The organism is Streptomyces sp. NPDC047315 (assembly GCF_040643215.1).
Lineage (GTDB): Bacteria > Actinomycetota > Actinomycetes > Streptomycetales > Streptomycetaceae > Streptomyces.
The window spans coordinates 66,317-85,804 of the sequence record NZ_JBEYTZ010000009.1 but is presented as its reverse complement, the minus strand read 5'-3'; the positions used below and the strand labels follow the sequence as shown (position 1 = coordinate 85,804).

Genomic DNA, 19,488 nt, shown 5'->3' with positions numbered 1-19,488 from the left:
GGCGCAGCCGCACGCCGCCGACGACGCCGACACCGCCCCCATGAGCCACCGGCAGATCATGGAGGCGCTGTCCGGGCTGCTGATCGGGATGTTCGTCGCCATCCTGTCGTCCACGATCGTCTCCAACGCGCTGCCGCAGATCATCACCGACCTCGGCGGCGGCCAGAGCGGCTACACCTGGGTCGTCACCGCCGCCCTGCTCGCGATGACCGCGACCACCCCGCTGTGGGGGAAGCTCGCCGACCTCTTCAGCAAGAAGCTGCTGGTCCAGACGTCCCTGGTGATATGGATGGTCGGCTCGGTCGCCGCCGGCTTCTCGACGAGCACGGGCATGCTGATCGCCTGCCGGGTCGTCCAGGGCATCGGCGTCGGCGGGCTGACCGCGCTGTCCCAGATCATCATGGCCGCGATGATCTCCCCGCGGGAGCGCGGCCGTTACAGCGGCTACCTCGGGGCGACCTTCGCGGTGGCGACCGTGGGCGGCCCGTTGCTCGGCGGAGTGATCACCGACACCGAGTGGCTCGGCTGGCGCTGGTGCTTCTACGCCGGTGTCCCCTTCGCCCTGCTCGCCATGGTCGTCCTGCAGAAGACCCTGAACCTGCCCGTCGTGAAGCGCCGGGTGAAGGTCGACTGGGCCGGCGCCGGCCTGATCAGCGCGGCCGTGTCCCTGCTGCTGGTGTGGGTGACCTTCGCCGGCGACCGGTACGCGTGGGCGTCCTGGCAGACCGCCGCGATGGTCGGCGGCACGCTGCTGCTCAGCGCGGCCTTCCTGTACGTGGAGTCCCGGGCGGACGAGCCGATCATCCCGCTGCGGCTGTTCGGCAACAGCACCATCTCGCTGGCGGCGCTCGCCTCCCTCTTCGTCGGCGTCGCGATGTTCGCCGGCACGGTCTTCTTCAGCCAGTACTTCCAACTCGCCCGGGGCGAGTCGCCCACCATGTCCGGGGTGCTGACCATCCCGATGATCGCGGGCCTCTTCCTCTCCTCCACCGTCTCCGGCCTGGTCATCACCCGGACGGGACGCTGGAAGGCGTGGCTGGTGAACGGCGGCGTCCTGGCCGCGGCCGGCCTCGGTCTGCTGGGCACGATGCGCTACGACACCCCGTACTGGCACATCGCCGTGTACATGGCCGTACTGGGCCTCGGCATCGGCATGATGATGCAGAACCTGGTGCTGTGCACCCAGAACCAGGTCTCCGGGCGGGACCTGGGCGCGGCCTCCTCCGTGGTGGTCTTCTTCCGCTCACTCGGCGGTGCGATCGGGGTCTCCGCGCTGGGCGCGGTCCTCGGCAGCCGGGTCAACCACTACGTCGAGGACGGGCTCGCCGAACTCGGCCCCGAGGCGGCGGGCGCCGGATCGGGCGCGACCTTGGGCGGCGGGATCCCCGACCTCGACCTGATCCCGGAGCCGGTCCGCACGGTGGTGGAGAGCGCGTACGGGCACGGGGTGGCCGACGTCTTCCTCTACTCGGCCCCGTTCGCCCTGGTCGCCTTCTTCGTCACCCTCTTCATCAAGGAAGTGCCGCTGAAGTCCCGGACGGTGACGGCGGAGCGGGAGCCGGGCGCGGGGCCCGGGGCCACGGCGGAGGACGCCCGCACGCGCACCGCGGACCAGCCGGCGTGACCGGTCGCCCGCGCGCGGTCAGCCGCGCGGTCCTCAGCCGCGAGGTCCTCAGCCGCGTGCGCCTTGTGCCGTGCGTGCCGCCAGCGTCTCGATGCCGATGATCAGCAGGTCCAGCGCGTACTCGAAGTCGCGGTCGCGCATCTCGGCGACGGTGCCGCCGCCGCGCGCGTTCATGATGCGGACGCTGTTGTCCAGGTAGTCCGAGAAGTTCGGTTGGGTGTTGAAGGCGCCCATGGAGAGCTGGAAGTACTCGTCCTGGGTCATCCCGGCCGAGGAGCACCGTTCGACGTAGTGCCCCTCGATCGTCCCGAAGCCGTACACGAACTGGAAGACGGAGGCGATGCCGGCCGTCTGGCGCTCCTCCGGCAGACCGGAGTGCGCGATGGCCTTCTGCGCCGTCGCGGCGAACGTGAGGGACCTGGGGCCGATGTTCAGGAAGTGGCCGACGAGGGGCGAGACCCAGGGGTGGCGCACCAGGAGTCCGCGGTACTCCACGGCCAGCGTGCGGACCTGCTCGCGCCACTGCTCCGGGTCCGAGACGTCCGGCAGCCGCATGCTGTCGAAGACGTGGTCGAGGGCGTACTCCAGGAGGTCGTCCTTGGTGTCGACGTACCAATAGACCGACATCGCGGTGACGTCGAGCTCCGCGGCGAGCCGGCGCATGGAGAACTTCGCCGCGCCCTCCGCGTCCAGCAGCCGCACCGCCGCCTCGACGATCTTCGTGCGGTCGAGCGAGGAGGGCTGTCCGGACCTGCGGACCCGTTCGGGCTTCCCGCTGTCCAGCCAGACGCTGGGTCGTGCGGGACGCTCCGCCCGGCCGGTCGCGTTCGCCATCGCGCCACCCCTCTCGCTCGCCCTCGCCGGTGGCCGCCGGCGCGTCGTCCGCGGCGGCCACCGGGTCATGTCAGCACTTCGTCGGCTTCATCAGTTTCATCGGTTTCGCCGGCTTCATCGGCTTCGCCACTTCAGCGCCCACGTGTCACCGATGACGATGCTATGCCGAGGCCGGTGTCTCGGGGACGGCGCCGTCCGGCTTCTGCGGCTTCTCCTTCTGCTCCGGCTTCTGCGTCTTCTTCTCCGACTGCTCGGCCCGCCACAGCAGCACGGCGGCCAGCAGTCCGCCCGCCAGCACGGCGACCGCGCCCACGAGCTGGCTGGTCTCAAGACCCGACGCGAAGGCGTCGGAGATCGCCGCCCGCTCCTCCGGCCCGCTCGCCGAGGCGAGCGCGGCCGGCAGCGACGCGGCGCCGACGGCGCCCGGCACGAGCGCGGCGAAGCGGGCGTTCAGCACCGCGCCGAGCACGGCGACGCCGAGGCCGTTGCCGAACTCCGCGAGCGTGCCGTTGATCCCGCCGCCCACGCCCGCCTTCTCCGGCGGGATGGCGCTCATGATCGTGTTGGCCATCGCCGGCATCGAGAGCGCGACACCGGCACCCATCACGACCAGGCCGAGGAGCATGCCGCCGTAGCCGTCGCCGCTCATCAGCGCGATCGCGGCGAGGCCGGCCGAGACGAGCGCCATGCCCGCGGCGATGGTCAGCGGGGCGCCGATCTTCAGCAGCACGCGCGGGCCGAGCCCGGTGAGGTTGAGCAGGACGACCATGAGCGCCATCGGAGCCGTGCGCAGACCCGCGTCCAGCGGCTCGTACCCGAGGACGAACTGGAGGTGCTGGGTGAGCAGGTAGAGGGACCCGGTCATGCCGAAGGCGACCAGGATCGCGCCGGCGACGGCCCCGACGAACTTTCGGTTCTGGAAGAAGTGCATGTCGAGCATCGGGTACGGGATCTTCAGCTCCCACAGCGCGAAGCCGACGAGGACGAGCACGCCGACCGCCGCCGAGACCAGCACCCGGCCGGAGCCCCAGCCGTGTTCGGGCCCGGAGATGATCGCGAAGACCACCGCGGTCATGCCGATCGTGGACAGCAGGGCGCCGAGCAGATCGGGCCGGTCGCCCTGCTTGCTCTTGGACTCCGGTACGAGCGCGGCGACCGCGAACAGGCCGAGCGCCGCCACCGGCAGGTTGATCAGGAAGATCGCACCCCACCAGAAGTGGTCCAGCATGACGCCGCCGAGCAGCGGCCCCATGGCGAAGCCGAGGGAGCTGACGGTCGACCAGATCGCGATCGCCTTGACGCGTTCGGTGTCCGAGAAGATCTGGACGATGACGGCGAGGGTGGTGGTGAGCAGCAGCGCACCGCCCACGCCCATGCCGGCGCGGGCGGCGATGAGCTGGGCGGACGTCTGGGAGAGCCCGGCCGCGAGCGAGCCGATGCCGAAGATCGCGAGCCCGGCGAGGAGCAGCTTCTTGCGGCCGTAGCGGTCGGCGGCGTTGCCCGCGGTGAGCAGCAGTCCGGACTGGACCAGGGCGTACGCGTTGATCATCCACTGGACGTCGGAGGTCGAGGCGTCCAGCTCGCGGGTGAGGGACGGGATCGCCACGTTCAGCACGGTGTTGTCGATCAGCACGACGAGCTGGGCCAGGCAGATGACCCCGAGGATCAGCCAGCGTTGGGGGTGCCCACCGGTGGGGGCGAGCGGTGGCGTGCCGGATGCGGCGTCGGTGGCGGGCGCTGCCACGGGCACCTCCTTGTACGGTGTACGGGGACAAGTTCCCGTACACCGTACAAGGCTCTGCTATACGCTGTACAACTAGTTTTCGACGGCCCTAGGGGCGGGCGCGCGGGCTATTCGCCGGGCTTGATGAGGTAGCCGGCGCCGCGCCGGGTGTGGATCATCGGGGTCCGTCCCGCGTCGATCTTCTTCCGCAGGTACGACACGTACAGCTCGACCACGTTCGCCTGGCCGCCGAAGTCGTACGACCACACCCGGTCCAGGATCTGCGCCTTGCTGAGCACCCGGCGCGGATTGCGCATCAGATAGCGCAGCAGCTCGAACTCGGTCCCCGTCAGATGGATCGACTCGCCCCCGCGCCACACCTCGCGGCTGTCCTCGTCCAGCACCAGGTCGCCCACCGTGAGGACGCAGTCGCCGCGGGCGGCCACCGCGCCGTCCGGGCGCAGGCCGTTGCGCAGGTCGGCGCGGAGTCCCGTACGGCGGATCAGCCCCCGCAGCCGCGCCACCACGTCCTCCAGCGAGAACGGCTTGGCCACCAGGTCGTCGCCGCCGGCCGTCAGCCCGGTGATCCGCGCGCCGGCCGTGCCCCGTGCCGCGAGGAACAGCACCGGCACGTCGGGCAGCTCGCGCCGCAGCTCCTTCAGGACGGCGAGCCCGTCCATGTCCGGCAGCGTGGCGTCCAACACCACGGCGTCGGGCTCGAACTCGCGGGCGCAGCGCACCGCACCGGCGCCGTCGTCGGCGCTGCGCACCTCCCAGCCCTCGTACCGCAACACCAGCGACAGCAGCTCCGTGACCGGCTGCTCGTCCTCGACGACCAGGACGCGCGCCGGGCTGCCGTCGGCTCTGACCAGGGCGGACGGCGGGGCGTCGGGCTGCCGGCCCCGGGGCTGCCCCGTCGGTGGAGCCGGTGGAGCCGACGACTTCGTCGACTGCTTCGTCGGTGGCGGCGTCGGTCGCGTCGTCGGCGTCAGCGTCATGCCGGCGACGCTAAGGAGCCCTCCTCAAAAGGACCTTGCCTCCGGATGGGAATTGTCTGAGAAAAGCGCGGCGGCGTTGTCGTGACAGACCGCCCGCAACCAGGCGTCGCCCAGGTCGAGCCGTTCCAGCGCGCGCAGTTGGTGGACGTACGGATACGGGATGTTGGGGAAGTCGCTGCCCAGCAGGATCCGGTCGCCGAGCGCGGCCAGCTCCCCGCGCCGCTCGCGCGGGAAGGGCGCGAACCGCTCGGAGAAGTCGGTGAACGCCATCGTCGTGTCCAGCCGCACCTCGCCGTACCGCTCGGCCAGCGCCAGGAACTCCCCGTACTCCGGCATGCCCAGGTGCGCCACCACCAGCCGCAGCCGGGGGTGGCGGGCGAGCAGCCGGCCCGTCGGCCCGGGTCCGGTGAACCGCCCCGGCGCAGGCCCCGAGCCGCAGTGCGTGACCACGGGGACGCCGGCGTCGGACAGCAGCCCCCAGACGTCGTCGAGCAGTGGGTCGTTGGGGTCGTACTCCCCGACCTGGAGGTGCGCCTTGAAGACCCGGGCGCCCTGTCGGACGGCGCGTTCGACGTACTCGCGGGCGCCGTCCTCGGGGAAGAAGGTCGCCGTGTGCAGGCAGTCGGGCGTGCGCGCGGCGAAGTCCGCGGCCCAGGAGTTGAGCCAGGCCGCCATGGCGGGCTTGTGCGGATAGAGCATGGCGGTGAACGTCCGGACGCCGAACTCCCGCAGCAGGGCGATCCGCCGCTGCTCCTCGTGCCGGTAGGCGATGGGCCAGTCGACGCCGGTGAGCGAGCCGGCGGCGTCGAAGTACGACCAGACCTTGGCGAGGACGCGGTCGGGCATGAAGTGGGTGTGGACGTCGACGAGCCCGGGAAGCCCGAGACGACGCCAGAAGTCCGCTACCTCGACGCTCTCCCGGCTCTCCGGTGAGTTCAAAACAACCCTTCCTGTACGCCGTCGTCGTCGTTCCGGGCGTCGACGACGGGCACGGAGACCCCGGCCGTCGGCTCGGCGCCCACCAGGGACCACCCCACCAACAGCCGGCTGTCCAGGACGACGTGCCGCTCCGCCGCGTCGACGAGGTGGAGGTCGGGCCCGGCGACGGCCAGCAGCGTGCCGGCGACCGCACCACCGTCGACCAGCTCCCGCACCACGGCTCCGGCGCCCGGCAGCCGCTCCAGACCGAACGCCGCGGCGTGGTCCACGGCCTCGTACGCCAACGGCTCCAGCGTCTGGGTCCACTCCCCGACGGCCAGCGCCCGCCGGTGCACCTCCTCGACCTCGGCGGCCCGCTCGACCGCCCGCTCCGGCAGCGCCGCCCGCACGGCCCGCTTCTCGGCGTACGGAATCCGGTCCGGCACCCCGAGCGCGGCCCGCAGCAACTCCTCGGTCCGCCGCGCGGCCATCAGCGGCCCGCGCCCCAGCCAGCTGAACACCACCGCACCCTGCTCCAACAGCCGCGCCGAACCGCGCTCCTCGGCCGTGATCCCCACCTTCACCATGCCGGGCCCGAACCAGGCCAAATACACGCGGTACGTCCGAGGGTCGTCCGGCACCCCGTCCGCGGCCACCGAGTGCGCCCGATCCAGCCGCGCACACTCGGCACAACGCGCCCGGGTCGTGCGCCCCGGCACCAGGGCACCCAGCGGACAGACGTGTCCCCGGGCCCCCACACAGCCCCGCTCACCCTCGGCGCGCAGCCCCAACCGCTTCCCGGCCGTCAACGGGCTGACCCGCCCGCCCTCCCACCCCAACACCGCCAGCTGCGCCCCCTGCGGCCACGCGATCCCGGTGCACCGCCACGACATACCCACCTCCGGGCCCACGCCCCTCAGACCAAAACGCGGAGGGTACAGGAGCCCACCACCCCCCTGCCCGGCCCACCACCCCATTCCAGCCGAACCCCCCGCCCCCGACTCCAGCGCCCTATTCCGGCCGAGCAGCACGTCGCCTGACGAAGGGGCATGGGGCAGGATCGCTGTTCGCGGCTGTACGGGCCGCGGGCCTTCGCCTGGCTCCCCGGAATCGCCCGACAGGTCCGTAATACGTGTCATACACTTCCGGTGTGGCTAAGACAAGGATCAGCATCAGCCTGGACAGTGATCACGCTGAGCGCATTCGTGCTCATGCGGAACGGGCCGGTATGGACGTGTCCGCCTACCTCGTCAACGCGGCTACTCGCCAGATGGCCGAGGCGGAAGCTTCCGAAGCGCAGTTCGCCCGAATCGACGCGGTGATTGCGGCAGCGGAGACGGAGGCAGCTGCGTTGCCGCCGCTCGCGGAAGTGGTTGACGGCGATCTCACGGAGCAGGAGCGGAAGGAAGTGGAGGAGGCCCTGGGGCTCATCTATGGGCCCGACGGCCCCGCCACCCGATCCGGTAACGCCGCGTGACCATCCGGGTGCCGATCTATGACGCTGGCATGTTGATGGCGCTTGCCGACCGCAAGGCGAAGGCGGTGCGTCTGCATGCCGGTCTTCAAGACGCGCCACACCGAGCGCTCGTGTTGGGTCCGGTTCTGGCTCAAGTCTGGCGGCCCAGCCCTGCCGTGGTGCACGCCTTGGCCGGAGTCATGAAGGAGTGCACGATCCCGCAGGCCCGTAGTTCGGCCCCTGCCATGCGCCCCACCGTCGTGGGGCAGACGGCCTGCATCATGTGCGCCACCGGTCCGGACATCACCGAATGGCAGCGCATCGGCAGCTCCCTCGGTGCGGCGGAGCTGCCTCCGAAGAAGCGCCCGGACGCGGTGGACGCCCTGGTGGCCCTGACTGCGGCCCGACACGGCAGCGCTGTTGTCTTCACCAGCGATCCAGCCGATCTCAGCGCCTATCTGAAGGCATTGAACGCGCAGGATGTGCACGTAATCCAGATCTGAAGTCCCCGAGCGGGCGGGTACCCGCCGTCTTGGAAGCGCAGGTCTTGGCTCGCCGGCGATTTGCCGACGCGGTCTCACGGTCCCGTACGGAACTCGCTGAACGCCTGATGGTCGCTTCGGCGGGTCCGGAGTGAACGCGAGCGGTCCCGCTTACCCCGTCATCTCGCTGAAAGGGAACTCGCTCGTGTGCGCTTCACAACCGCCGCCACCGCCACCGTCACGGGACTGGGCCCTGTGGCTGGTGATTGCTGCTCTGTTCTCGCTGGTGATCGCTCTGGCGGTAGTCATCCCGAAGACCATGCGGGTGCTGACCTGGTCGAGGCCGTGCTGGCGGCAGGCGCTGCGTTCGCCACATCGATGGCACTCCGCCTCGTGGCACCGACCGCGGTCAGAGAGCTGAGGGCGCGTCGCTGACTCGACCTGAGACGGAGAACGTCGAAGGGCCCCACCGCAAGCGGTGGGGCCCTTCGACGTTAGTGCCCGGTGAGGCACTGGCGGAGGATACGAGATTCGAACTCGTGAGGGGTTGCCCCCAACACGCTTTCCAAGCGTGCGCCCTAGGCCACTAGGCGAATCCTCCGCGGCAAACAATACAAGACGTTGAGGAGTGCTCGCGAACTCGTTCCCACCCCCGCTCATCAGGTACCCTGTGCGGAGCCCCTCACGTGGCGCTATCTGACTGAACTCCCCCAGGGCCGGAAGGCAGCAAGGGTAGGTCGGCTCTGGCGGGTGCGTGAGGGGCGCTTGCGTTGTGGGAGGGGGCGGGGGAGCGGGTGGGGGACGGTTGTCGGTGGGGGCCGATAACCTCGTAGGTGTGTCGTCCCTTGCGTTGTACCGCCGTTACCGCCCGGAGTCGTTCGCCGAGGTCATCGGGCAGGAGCATGTCACCGACCCGTTGCAGCAGGCCCTGCGGAACAACCGGGTCAATCACGCGTACCTGTTCAGCGGTCCGCGCGGGTGCGGGAAGACGACGAGTGCGCGCATCCTGGCCCGCTGTCTGAACTGTGAGCAGGGGCCGACGCCCACGCCGTGCGGCGAGTGCCAGTCGTGTCGGGACCTCGCGCGGAACGGGCCGGGGTCGATCGACGTCATCGAGATCGACGCCGCTTCGCACGGTGGTGTGGACGACGCGCGTGACCTGCGGGAGAAGGCGTTCTTCGGGCCGGCGAGCAGTCGGTACAAGATCTACATCATCGACGAGGCGCACATGGTCACCCCGCAGGGCTTCAACGCCCTGCTGAAGGTGGTCGAGGAGCCTCCGGAGCACCTCAAGTTCATCTTCGCGACCACCGAGCCCGAGAAGGTCATCGGGACGATCCGGTCGCGCACGCACCACTACCCCTTCCGGCTGGTGCCGCCCGGCACCCTGCGGGACTACCTGGCCGAGGTGTGCGGGCGGGAGGCGATCCCCGTGGCGGACGGGGTGCTTCCGCTGGTGGTGCGGGCGGGGGCGGGGTCCGTGCGGGACTCCATGTCCGTGATGGACCAGCTGCTGGCCGGCGCCACCGAAGAAGGTGTGACGTACGCCATGGCCACCGGCCTGCTCGGGTACACCGACGGGTCGCTGTTGGACGCGGTCGTGGACGCCTTCGCCGCGGGGGACGGTGCCGCGGCGTTCGAGGTGGTGGACCGGGTCATCGAGGGCGGCAACGACCCCCGGCGGTTCGTCGCCGACCTGCTGGAGCGGCTGCGGGACCTGGTGATCCTGGCCGCAGTGCCGGACGCGGCGGAGAAGGGTCTCATCGACGCGCCCGCGGACGTGATCGAGCGCATGCAGGGGCAGGCGTCCGTCTTCGGCGCGGCCGAGCTGAGCCGCGCCGCCGACCTCGTCTACGCCGGACTGACCGAGATGCGGGGGGCGACCTCGCCGCGGTTGCAGCTGGAGCTGATCTGCGCGCGGGTGCTGCTGCCCGCCGCGTTCGACGACGAGCGGTCGCTCCAGGCCCGGTTGGACCGGCTGGAGCGCGGTGCCGCCGCGGTCGCCTTCTCCGGGCCGCCGGCCGGGAGCCCGCCGGTGGGGTACGTGCCGGGGGCCGAGGCCGCCGCGCACATGCCGGGCCCGGACGGGCCCGTCGTACGGGAGCCCGTGCAGCCGGTTCAGCAGGTGCCGCCCGCGCCGCCGGCCGTACAGACGCCCCCGGCGGCACCCGCGGCACCCGCGGCACCCGCGGAAGCTCCCCCCGCGCAGCGGCCCGGTGCCTGGCCCACCGGCGGTGGGGACACCGGTCGGCGGCCCGGCGGCTGGCCCGCCGCGACCGCACCCGGTGCCGGCGCCCGGCCCGCGCCCGCCGCGCCCGCTGCCGCCCCGTCCGCTCCGGCCGGACCCCCGCAGCCCGACCAGGCCGCGCCGCCCGCCCAGGCGCCGGCCCCCGGCATGGCCCAGGGCGCCGTCCAGGTGCGGAACATGTGGCCCGACATCCTGGAGGCCGTGAAGAACCGCCGTCGCTTCACCTGGATCCTGCTCAGTCAGAACGCGCAGGTGGCGGGGTTCGACGGCACCACGCTCCAGATCGGCTTCCTCAACGCCGGCGCCCGGGACAACTTCGCCAGCAGCGGCAGCGAGGAAGTCCTGCGCCAGGCGCTCACCGAGCAGTTCAACGTGCAGTGGAAGATCGAAGCGATCGTCGACCCCACGGGCGGCGCCGGCGGCCCCGGCAGCGGCGGCTACGGAGGCCCGGGCGGCAGCCCCGGCAGCGGCGGCTTCGGCGGCGGTCGACCGCCCCAGGCCCAGCCCCACTCCCAAGCCGCAGCCCCCGCCGCCCGCCCCGCGCCGCCGTCGCCCACGGCGCAGCCACCGGCCTCCGGGCCGTCCGCCCCGCCCTCCGGACCGGGCGCCTCCGCCGCGCCCCAGGGCTCCCCGACCCCGCCGAGACCGACCGGTGGCTCCGGCCCGGCCCAAGGCTCGGGCCCGTCGCAGCCGCCCGCCCCGCCGGCGTACTCGGGACCGCCCCCCGTCCGCCCCGAAGACGACATTCCGGAGGACGACGACCCCGACCTGGTCGACTCCGCGCTCTCCGGGCACGACCTGATCGTCCGCGAGCTGGGCGCCACGGTCCTGGAGGAATACACGAACGAGTAGCGCGGGCGCTTTCAGAGGCCCGTACAGGCACTTCGGCCCGCGGCGGTTAGGCTGGCGCCCGTGAAGGTCCTCGTCATCGGCGGCGGCGCCCGCGAACACGCCCTGTGCCGCTCACTCTCCCTCGACCCCGACGTCTCCGCTGTGCACTGTGCGCCCGGCAATGCGGGCATCGGCGAGATCGCCGAACTCCACCCGGTGGACGCGCTGGACGGCGCCGCCGTCACCCGCCTCGCCACCGACCTCGCGGCCGACCTGGTCGTCGTCGGCCCGGAGGCCCCGTTGGTCGCCGGCGTCGCGGACGCCGTGCGCGCGGCCGGCGTCCCCTGCTTCGGACCGTCCCGGGAGGCGGCGCAGCTGGAGGGCTCCAAGGCGTTCGCCAAGGACGTGATGGCGGCGGCCGGCGTGCCGACGGCCCGCAGTTACGTCTGCACGAACGCGCAGGAGGTCGACGAGGCGCTGGACGCCTTCGGCGCTCCGTACGTCGTCAAGGACGACGGCCTCGCCGCGGGTAAGGGCGTCGTCGTCACCGACGACCTCGCCGCCGCCCGCGAGCACGCCCTCGCCTGCGAGCGCGTCGTCATCGAGGAGTACCTGGACGGCCCCGAGGTCTCCCTCTTCGCCATCACGGACGGCGAGACCGTGGTGCCGCTCACCCCCGCGCAGGACTTCAAGCGCGCCCTCGACGGCGACGAGGGCCCCAACACCGGCGGCATGGGTGCGTACTCCCCGCTGCCCTGGGCGGACCCCAAGCTGGTCGACGAGGTCATGACCACGGTCCTCCAGCCGACCGTGAACGAGCTGCGCCGCCGCGGCACGCCCTTCTCCGGGCTGCTCTACGCGGGCCTGGCGATCACCTCGCGCGGCGTGCGCGTCATCGAGTTCAACGCGCGCTTCGGCGACCCGGAGACCCAGGTCGTCCTGGCCCGGCTGCGCACCCCGCTGGCGGGCGTCCTGCTGAACGCCGCCAAGGGCACCCTCGACGACGAGCCGCCGCTGCGCTGGCACGAGGACGCCGCCGTGACCGTCGTCATCGCCTCCCACAACTACCCGGACACGCCCCGCACCGGTGACCCCATCGAGGGGCTGGCCGAGGTCGCGGCGCAGGATGCGCCCCATGCGTACGTCCTGCACGCCGGGACCAAGCGGGACGGCGACGCCGTGGTGAGCGCGGGCGGGCGGGTGCTTTCGGTCACCGCGACCGGCGAGGACCTCACGCAGGCGCGGGAGCGCGCGTACGCCGCGGTCGGCCGCATCAGGCTGGACGGCTCCCACCACCGCACGGACATCGCCCGCAAGGCGGCCCGGGAGCAGTAGCGCAACGGCCCCTGAACGTGCCCGGGTGCAAGTGCGCATCCGGGCACGCGTGCGTGTGCGGACGGCCGGAGAACGGCTTGTTCACACCACCTCCACACGGAACTCACGGCACCCCCTCACTCGTCATCACCTTTAGCCAAAGCCATTCCATCGAGTGACGCTGAGCCATCCGGATGACGCTCGACGGCGCCCCAACTAGGGTGCGGCGCATGTGTTCCGGCACTTGGCCCACCGGCATTGCGATGTGGGTGGCGGGTGCCACAGTGGGGGAGTGCAGACAGTCCGTCGCAGGCTAGAGGGGGTGAGGACCGGCCGTGTCCAGTACCGGAGTCGGTGAGTCTCTTGGCGCGCAGGCCGCGCACGCACGAGCGCTGGCCGTGCTGCGGATCCGTGGTCGGGCCGTCGCCGCCGCCGTGCTGCCCGCTGCGGTCGCCGTCGTGCTGTTCGCCGGCGACGCCACCGGCCACATGCGCGGCGCCGGCTGGGACGCCGCCCGTACGGTCGTGCTGACCGTCGCCGTCGTCGTCGCCGTGCTCGCCTGCGCCGTCGCCCTGGTGATCGCCCGCGCCCGCCCCGCGCTCAGCCCCACGGTCGAGCTCTCCGAGCGCGCCGCCCCCGATCTGTACCGCCTGGTCAGGGAGGTCGCCGAGCGCCTCGACGTGCCCGCGCCGTCCGCGCTCGCGCTCACCCCCGACTGCGACAGCTGGCTGGAGGACCGCACCCACCGCGGGCTGCGCAGCGGGCCGCGCGGCGTGCCCGAGGCGCCCGTGCTGGTCATCGGGTCCCCGTTCCTGTGGTGGATGCGGGTCGCCGAGTTGCGGGCGCTGCTGGCCCCCGTGGTGGCCGGCACCGTGTCCGCCGCCCAACCGGACATAGCCGCGGCCCGTCGGTTCGTCCGGGGTCTCGACGCGGCGCTCGCCGTCGCGGCCGGGCCCCCGCCCGGGCTCATACGCCCGCTGGGGCCCCTGGGCCCGCTGCGCAGGCTCGCGCTCGGCTTCGTCGGGCAGGTCGCCGGGCTGCTGCTGCGCGGCTGCCGCGGATACGCGGTGGAGATGGAGCGCGGCGTCGCCGCCGCCGCTTCCGAGCGGGCCCAGGCGGTCGACTACGGACTGCGGATCGTCGCCCAGGAGCAGGTCGGCCTCGCGTATGCGGGCTGGGACCGGCTGCTGACCCGGGTCGCGCTGCCCGCCTGGCGGATGGGGCGCTGGCCCTCCCGGCTGGACGCGGGCGTCGTTTCGGCCCTCACCGAGTTGTCCCGCCGCGACCGCCTCGCCGAGGGCTTCGCCTCCAGGCTGGGCGAGCGGCCCGCCTGTGACCTGCTGGAAGAGCCCGGTGCCATCGACGAGGCCGCGTCCCTGCTGGCCGCGCGCCTCTTCCACGGCGGCCCGGCGGCACCCGGCCCGGACTGGTCCCCGGTCGACTGGCGCGCGTATCCGGACGAGGTCGTGGACCGCAAGTGGCGTACGGAAGCGGCCCGGCTTCATCGCGTACTGGACGAACTCTCCGTCGCTCCGCCCCTCAGGCCGGAGGGCCCCGGCGGTCGCGACGGCGCCGCCGACGGGCCGACCCTCGACCGGGTCATCGGACACCTCACCGGCCGCCACCCGGAGGCCGCCGACACCCTCGCGGCCGGCATCGGCGCCGACGTCGCCCGGGCCGAGGCCCGCGCGGAGGCGCGCACGGAGCAGGGGGCCGCGGCCCGCAGCGGCGGGGACGGCTGGGGGCCCGAGGCCCTGCCCCTGTTCCCGTTGCAGCCGCCGCGCACCGGCCGTGACCTGCTCGCCGACCACGTCACGGCGATGGTCTGCTGCGCGGCCGTGGACACCGCGGGGGCGAACCCCGGGCTCGACTGGCTGGACGGGCCGGTGCTCCTGCTGCACGGGGAGCGCTGCGCCGACCTCGGCCCGCGGGTGCTCGCGCTCACGGAGGACGGCGATCCGGGGCCGCTGCGGGACTGGCTCACCCGGGTGGGCATCCGTACGGAGAAGCCCGTACGACTCGTCTGACCGCGCCCCGCGGACCCGGCCCGGCCCGTAACGCCCCGCGGAGCCCGCCCGTCCCGTAGCGCCCCGCGGACCCGTCCCGTACCAACCCCCGGCCCGTCCCGTACCACCCCGCACGCCTCCCACGCCTCCCTCACCACCCCGCGTGCATCGGGACGGTTCCCGCGCGCCCGCGCCCCCTGGCCAAAAAGGCGCCGTCCCCTTCCCCTGGAAACCCTGACAAAACCACCGTGCACCGGCGCGTCCGGGCCGTCATTCGCGACGAAGGGTGACGGTGCGAGCGCGTTATGTGATGTGCTGGGCTCCGGCGTCGATCGGGCGACGCGGGTCGGCCGCAATCCCACCGCAATCCCACGGCAGTCCCACCGGAGTCCGACCGTCCAGCAGGGAACCGGGACCCGACCGGGCCGCCCGGATCCGCCAGGAAACCTAACCTGACCAGGCAGAATCGCCGCCCGCCGGACCGAAAACCCGGGCCGTGCGGGCACGACGAGGAGGGGCGCGACGATGATGGGGGCCAGTGCGGAACGGATTCACCGCTGGGAGTCGGGCGCCCTCGCGCACGCCGTGTCGGACCCGTTCGGCCAGGGCCCCCTCCCCTGGCTGCGCAGCAGCGAGCAGTACATCGACGACACCGGCCAGGCCGTGCCCTGGTACGCGGACCCCGACCGCGGACGCAGCGCCCGCGCCCCCCGTACCGCCGACGACGTGCACCGCCAGATCAAGGGCTTCGCCTCCACCGGCGCGGTCGCCCCCGGCAACGCGATCGACTTCCACGTCACGGTCGACCCGCCCCAGCAGTTCCTCGTCGACGTGTACCGCATCGGGCACTACGCCGGCCACGGCGCGACCAAGTTCACCACCAGCCCCCGGCTGTCCGGCATCGCCCAACTGCCCCCGCTGATCGCCGGCCGCACGGTCTCCTGCCACCACTGGTGGCTCTCCTGGCGCCTCCAGGTCCCCTCCTACTGGTCGGTGGGCGCCTACGTCGCCGTGCTGACCACTGCCGACGGCTACCGCTCCCACATCCCCTTCACCGTCCGCGACGACCGCCCCGCCGACCTGCTGCTCCTGCTGCCCGACATCACCTGGCAGGCGTACAACCTCTACCCGGAGGACGGCCACACCGGCGCCAGCCTGTACCACGCGTGGGACGAGCACGGCCGGCTGCTCGGCGAGCGGGACGCGGCGATCACGGTCTCCTTCGACCGCCCCTTCGCGGGCGCCGGCCTGCCGCTGCACGTCGGCCACGCGTACGACTTCATCCGCTGGGCCGAGCGGTACGGCTACGACCTCGCCTACGCCGACACCCGCGACCTGCACGCCGGCCGCGTCGACCCGAGCCGCTACCGGGGCCTGGTCTTCCCCGGCCACGACGAGTACTGGTCCGTACCCATGCGCCGCACCGCGGAGGCCGCCCGCGACCAGGGCACCTCCCTCGTCTTCCTCTCCGCCAACACCCTGTACTGGCAGGTCGAGCTGGGCCCGTCCCCGTCCGGAGTGCCGAACCGCCTGCTGACCTGCCGCAAGCGCCGCGGCCCGGGCAAGTCCGCGCTGTGGCGGGACGTCGAGCGGGCGGAACAGCAGCTCCTCGGCATCCAGTACGCGGGCCGGGTCCCCGAACCGCACCCCATGGTCGTGCGCAACGCCGACCACTGGCTGTGGGAGGCGACCGGCGCCGGCGAGGGCGACGAACTCCCGGGGCTGGTCGCGGGCGAGGCCGACCGCTACTTCCCGCGCGTCCCGCTGCCCGAGCACCAGCGCCGCATCCTGCTCGCGCACTCCCCGTACCGCGACGCCGAAGGCGCCGGGCGCCACCAGGAGACCTCCCTGTACCGGGCGCCGTCCGACGCGCTGGTCTTCGCCTCCGGGACGTTCGCCTGGTCACCGGCGCTGGACCGGCCCGGCCACGTCGACCCGCGGATCCAGCGCGCCACCGCCAACCTCCTCGACCGCATCTGCAAGCGTGACTGAGAGGGCCGGGGCGGCGGCTGCGAGAATCGGTCGTACGCACGTCGGAAACCACGAGGAGCAACCGTGTCCGGATTCGTCGAAAAGCCCGAGGCGCCCCAGGTGCCGGGGCTGATCCACCTCCACACCGGAAAGGTGCGGGAGCTGTACCGGAACGAAGCCGGGGACCTCGTCATGGTCGCCAGCGACCGGATCTCCGCCTACGACTGGGTGCTGCCGACGGAGATCCCCGACAAGGGCAAGATCCTCACCCAGCTCTCGCTGTGGTGGTTCGACCTCCTCCAGGACCTCGTGCCGAACCACGTGCTCAGCACCGAGCTGCCGCCCGGCGCGCCCGCCGACTGGGCCGGCCGGACCCTGATCTGCAAGTCGCTGCGGATGGTCCCGGTGGAGGCCGTGGCCCGCGGCTACCTCACCGGCTCCGGACTCGCCGAGTACGAGCAGACGCGCACGGTCTGCGGGCTGGCGCTGCCCGAGGGGCTGACGGACGGCTCCGAGCTGCCCGCGCCGATCTTCACCCCCGCGACGAAGGCCGCGGTCGGCGACCACGACGAGAACGTCAGCTACGAGGAGGTCGCCCGGCAGGTCGGCGCGGAGACCGCGGCGCTGCTGCGGCAGACCACGCTCGCGGTGTACGGCCGCGCCCGGGACGTCGCACGGGAGCGGGGCGTCATCCTCGCCGACACCAAGTTCGAGTTCGGCTACGCCGCCGACGCCGCCGAGGACGACGCCGCCGCGCTCGTCCTCGCGGACGAGGTGCTGACCCCCGACTCGTCCCGCTTCTGGCCGGCCGACCAGTGGCAGCCGGGCCGTCCCCAGCCCTCGTACGACAAGCAGTACGTGCGCGACTGGCTGACCTCCCCGGCGTCGGGCTGGGACCGCCGCGGCGAGCTGCCCCCGCCGCCGCTGCCGCCCCAGGTCGTCGAGGCGACCCGGGCGAAGTACGCGGAGGCGTACGAGCTGCTGACCGGCACGGCCTGGTCCTGACGCACCCCCCGACGCCAGGTGCCAGGTGCCAGGTGCCAGGCGAAAGGCCCCGGTTCTCTCCTGAGAGAACCGGGGCCTTTCCACTGAGCGGACGACCAGGTTCGAACTGGCGACCTCAACCTTGGCAAGGTTGCGCTCTACCAACTGAGCTACGTCCGCGTGCGCCGTTGCGCGCAGCCCACTATACCCAACCGCGCTCCCGGGCGAGACGGGCCGCCGCATGCCGGTTCTCGGCACCCAGCTTCGCCGCGGCGGAGGAGAGGTAGTTCCGCACGGTCCCCTGCGACAGCGCGGCGCGCCGGGCGATCTCCGCGACGGGCGCCCCGTCCCCCGCGAGCTCCAGCACCTCGGCCTCCCGCGCGGTCAGCGGGGAGTCCCCGGCGGAGATCGCGTCGGCGGCCAACTCCGGGTCCACGTAGCGGTTTCCCGCGTGCACGGTACGGATGATCTCCGCGAGCCGCTGCGCACTGACGGTCTTCGGCACGAAGGCGCGCACCCCGGCGGTCAGGGCCCGCTTGAGGTGCCCCGGCAGCCCGTGACTGGTGACGATCATGGTCCGGCACTCCGGCAGCTCGGTGCGCAGGGATGTGGCCACACTCACACCGTCGGCGCCGGGCATCTGCAGATCCAGCACGGCGACGTCGGGCCGGTGCGCCAGCGCCATCGCGAGCGCCTCGGTGCCCGAAGCGGCCTCGGCGACGACCTCCAGATCGTCCTCCAACGCGAGCAACGCGGCGAGCGCCCCCCTGATCAGGTGCTCGTCGTCCGCGAGCAACACCCGCACGGTCATGCGACGACCTCCCCGGCCGGGCTGAACCCCGCCCCGTCGCCCTCGGACGACGTCGCCCCGGAGCCCCGAGCGCAAGCGACCCGCGCCGTCACCCGGAACCTGTCGCCCCGCACCAGACCCGCCTCCAGCTCCCCGTCCACCGCCGCCAACCGCTCCCGCAGCCCCGCCAGCCCCGAACCGCCCCCGCCCTTGCGGAGCGTCGGCGCGTCCGCGCGGTCGTTCTCGATGACCAGGACGGCCGTGTCGTCCTGCACGCCCACGGAGATCGTGCAGCGCTGGGCGTCCCCGTGCCGCAGCACGTTCGTCGTCGCCTCCCGCACCACCCACCCCAGCGCCGAGCGCGCCTCGGCCGTCAGCCGGTCCAGCTCCCCGGCGACGACGGTGCAGGCGATGCCCGCCGCGCCGAGCACCGACCGCGCGCCCTCCAACTCCACCCGCAGGTCCGCCTCGCGGTAGCCGCGCACCACCTCGCGGACCTCGCGCTGCGAGTCCTGCGCGATCTTCTGCACCTCGACCATCTGGTCGACCGCCTCGGCGCGCCCGCGCCGGGCGAGCTGGACGGCGAGTTCGGACTTGAGCGCCACGACGGCCAGGTTGCGCCCGAGCACGTCGTGCAGATCGCGCCCGAACCGCAACCGCTCCTCCGCGACCGCGAGCCGCGCCTGTACGTCCCGCGCCTCCCGCAGCTCCCACATGACCTTCAGCATCCACATCGAGACCCGGCCCGTGAAGGCCAGCCACCCGGCGACGAAGCCGACGAAGAGCAGGATCGCGAGCAGCGCCCGCCCGGTGTAGCCGATCGCGAACAGCGCCGTCCCCACCCCGGCCAGCAGGGCGAGCTGGACGGTGACGGTGGTCCGGAGCGGGACGAGGAGGCCGTGCGCGGTCAGTACGGGAGCCACCGCAAGACCGGGCAGGTACGCCACGGCCTCGCCCATCTCGGAGGCGAAGCCGGAGCCGGCGAGCGCCAGCGCCAGCGCGAGCGCCGCCGCGGTGACCGCGACGGCCGCCCCGAGCAGCGACCGGCCGACCGTGCCCGACCCCAGGTAGGCGTCCATGGCGCGGGTGGTCAACCGGTGGCAGACGAGCCCCAGGGCGAGCCCGATCACCGGCCCGACCACCGCGACCTCGGGCCGGTTCTCGCGCACCGGCTCGATCAGCGTCAGCAGTACGTAGCCGATGACGACGAACCACTGGATGACGTAGACGGTGCCGCGGCTGTACAGGTCCACCTTGGCGAGCCCGCTGCGCCGGCTCCAGCTCTTCATCCGCACGACGACCTCCCTGT

Annotated in this window: 15 protein-coding genes, 2 tRNA genes and 1 other RNA gene; 9 read left to right on the top strand and 9 right to left on the bottom strand. The window is 72.8% G+C overall.

Going from position 1 to position 19,488, the window contains the following annotated elements; translation table 11 throughout:
- The first annotated feature begins 40 nt into the window (after positions 1-40).
- Positions 41-1,624 (top strand): MDR family MFS transporter, encoded by a 1,584-nt coding sequence (locus ABZ842_RS12600; RefSeq protein WP_361536390.1) that lies wholly within the window; start codon positions 41-43, stop codon positions 1,622-1,624.
- A 48-nt stretch (positions 1,625-1,672) separates the two neighbouring features.
- Here ABZ842_RS12600 and ABZ842_RS12595 read toward each other — a convergent pair whose 3' ends face one another.
- The 5 genes from ABZ842_RS12595 to ABZ842_RS12575 all read right to left on the bottom strand — a co-directional run bounded on the left by ABZ842_RS12595 (position 1,673) and on the right by ABZ842_RS12575 (position 6,990).
- Positions 1,673-2,458, bottom strand: coding sequence for a TetR/AcrR family transcriptional regulator (locus tag ABZ842_RS12595; protein ID WP_361536061.1), 786 nt, complete (start codon positions 2,456-2,458; stop codon positions 1,673-1,675).
- A 160-nt stretch (positions 2,459-2,618) separates the two neighbouring features.
- Positions 2,619-4,202, bottom strand: coding sequence for an MFS transporter (locus tag ABZ842_RS12590; RefSeq protein WP_361536059.1), 1,584 nt, complete (start codon positions 4,200-4,202; stop codon positions 2,619-2,621).
- 107 nt (positions 4,203-4,309) lie between these two features.
- Positions 4,310-5,179: a response regulator transcription factor gene (locus ABZ842_RS12585; RefSeq protein WP_361536057.1), complete on the bottom strand. Its 870-nt coding sequence runs from the start codon at positions 5,177-5,179 to the stop codon at positions 4,310-4,312.
- A 24-nt stretch (positions 5,180-5,203) separates the two neighbouring features.
- Positions 5,204-6,118, bottom strand: coding sequence for an amidohydrolase family protein (locus ABZ842_RS12580; RefSeq protein WP_361536055.1), 915 nt, complete (start codon positions 6,116-6,118; stop codon positions 5,204-5,206).
- On the bottom strand, positions 6,115-6,990 hold the full coding sequence (locus tag ABZ842_RS12575; RefSeq protein ID WP_361536053.1) for a DUF2797 domain-containing protein: 876 nt from the start codon (positions 6,988-6,990) through the stop codon (positions 6,115-6,117). The genes ABZ842_RS12580 and ABZ842_RS12575 overlap by 4 nt, the downstream gene beginning before the upstream one ends.
- Positions 6,991-7,247: 257 nt before the next feature.
- Here ABZ842_RS12575 and ABZ842_RS12570 point away from each other — a divergent pair, with 257 nt between their 5' ends.
- Together ABZ842_RS12570 and ABZ842_RS12565 are read left to right on the top strand one after the other, a co-directional pair.
- Positions 7,248-7,574, top strand: a complete 327-nt coding sequence (locus tag ABZ842_RS12570; protein ID WP_361536051.1) for a hypothetical protein — start codon at positions 7,248-7,250, stop codon at positions 7,572-7,574.
- Positions 7,571-8,056 (top strand): hypothetical protein, encoded by a 486-nt coding sequence (locus tag ABZ842_RS12565; RefSeq protein WP_361536049.1) that lies wholly within the window; start codon positions 7,571-7,573, stop codon positions 8,054-8,056. Before ABZ842_RS12570 ends, ABZ842_RS12565 begins: the two co-directional genes overlap by 4 nt.
- A 492-nt stretch (positions 8,057-8,548) precedes the next feature.
- Here ABZ842_RS12565 and ABZ842_RS12560 read toward each other — a convergent pair.
- Positions 8,549-8,636 (bottom strand) — tRNA-Ser (locus tag ABZ842_RS12560).
- A 72-nt stretch (positions 8,637-8,708) separates the two neighbouring features.
- Here ABZ842_RS12560 and ffs point away from each other — a divergent pair.
- The 6 genes from ffs to ABZ842_RS12530 all read left to right on the top strand — a co-directional run bounded on the left by ffs (position 8,709) and on the right by ABZ842_RS12530 (position 17,410).
- Positions 8,709-8,807: signal recognition particle sRNA small type (gene ffs, locus ABZ842_RS12555), an RNA gene on the top strand.
- A 63-nt stretch (positions 8,808-8,870) separates the two neighbouring features.
- Complete coding sequence (locus tag ABZ842_RS12550; RefSeq protein ID WP_361536047.1) at positions 8,871-11,135, top strand: DNA polymerase III subunit gamma and tau; 2,265 nt, start codon at positions 8,871-8,873, stop codon at positions 11,133-11,135.
- A gap of 60 nt (positions 11,136-11,195) precedes the next feature.
- Positions 11,196-12,449, top strand: coding sequence for a phosphoribosylamine--glycine ligase (purD, locus tag ABZ842_RS12545; RefSeq protein ID WP_361536045.1), 1,254 nt, complete (start codon positions 11,196-11,198; stop codon positions 12,447-12,449).
- Positions 12,450-12,763: 314 nt separating this feature from the next.
- Positions 12,764-14,455 carry a hypothetical protein gene (locus ABZ842_RS12540; protein WP_361536043.1) on the top strand — a complete coding sequence of 564 codons (1,692 nt, stop codon included), beginning with the start codon at positions 12,764-12,766 and terminating at the stop codon, positions 14,453-14,455.
- A gap of 504 nt (positions 14,456-14,959) precedes the next feature.
- The gene (locus ABZ842_RS12535; RefSeq protein ID WP_361536041.1) at positions 14,960-16,426 is read left to right on the top strand and encodes a N,N-dimethylformamidase beta subunit family domain-containing protein; all 1,467 of its coding nucleotides are present in this window, start codon (positions 14,960-14,962) and stop codon (positions 16,424-16,426) included.
- Between the two features lie 63 nt (positions 16,427-16,489).
- Positions 16,490-17,410 (top strand): phosphoribosylaminoimidazolesuccinocarboxamide synthase, encoded by a 921-nt coding sequence (locus ABZ842_RS12530; protein ID WP_361536039.1) that lies wholly within the window; start codon positions 16,490-16,492, stop codon positions 17,408-17,410.
- Positions 17,411-17,496: 86 nt separating this feature from the next.
- On the opposite strand, the gene ABZ842_RS12525 is transcribed toward ABZ842_RS12530, so the two are convergent.
- From ABZ842_RS12525 to ABZ842_RS12515, 3 genes are all read right to left on the bottom strand, one after another.
- Positions 17,497-17,569 (bottom strand) — tRNA-Gly (locus ABZ842_RS12525).
- 22 nt (positions 17,570-17,591) lie between these two features.
- Positions 17,592-18,200 carry a response regulator transcription factor gene (locus ABZ842_RS12520; RefSeq protein WP_361536037.1) on the bottom strand — a complete coding sequence of 203 codons (609 nt, stop codon included), beginning with the start codon at positions 18,198-18,200 and terminating at the stop codon, positions 17,592-17,594.
- Positions 18,197-19,468, bottom strand: a complete 1,272-nt coding sequence (locus ABZ842_RS12515) for a histidine kinase (RefSeq protein WP_361536388.1) — start codon at positions 19,466-19,468, stop codon at positions 18,197-18,199. Before ABZ842_RS12515 ends, ABZ842_RS12520 begins: the two co-directional genes overlap by 4 nt.
- Positions 19,469-19,488 lie beyond the last annotated feature (20 nt).

What these genes read in the sequence shown, in the direction of transcription:
- ABZ842_RS12600 (WP_361536390.1), top strand. Translation starts at nt 41, where the DNA reads ATGAGCCACCGGCAGATCATGGAGGCGCTGTCCGGGCTGCTGATCGGG.
- ABZ842_RS12595 (WP_361536061.1), bottom strand. Translation starts at nt 2,458, where the DNA reads ATGGCGAACGCGACCGGCCGGGCGGAGCGTCCCGCACGACCCAGCGTC.
- ABZ842_RS12585 (WP_361536057.1), bottom strand. Translation starts at nt 5,179, where the DNA reads ATGACGCTGACGCCGACGACGCGACCGACGCCGCCACCGACGAAGCAG.
- ABZ842_RS12575 (WP_361536053.1), bottom strand. Translation starts at nt 6,990, where the DNA reads ATGTCGTGGCGGTGCACCGGGATCGCGTGGCCGCAGGGGGCGCAGCTG.
- ABZ842_RS12535 (WP_361536041.1), top strand. Translation starts at nt 14,960, where the DNA reads ATGATGGGGGCCAGTGCGGAACGGATTCACCGCTGGGAGTCGGGCGCC.
- ABZ842_RS12520 (WP_361536037.1), bottom strand. Translation starts at nt 18,200, where the DNA reads ATGACCGTGCGGGTGTTGCTCGCGGACGACGAGCACCTGATCAGGGGG.
- ABZ842_RS12515 (WP_361536388.1), bottom strand. Translation starts at nt 19,468, where the DNA reads ATGAAGAGCTGGAGCCGGCGCAGCGGGCTCGCCAAGGTGGACCTGTAC.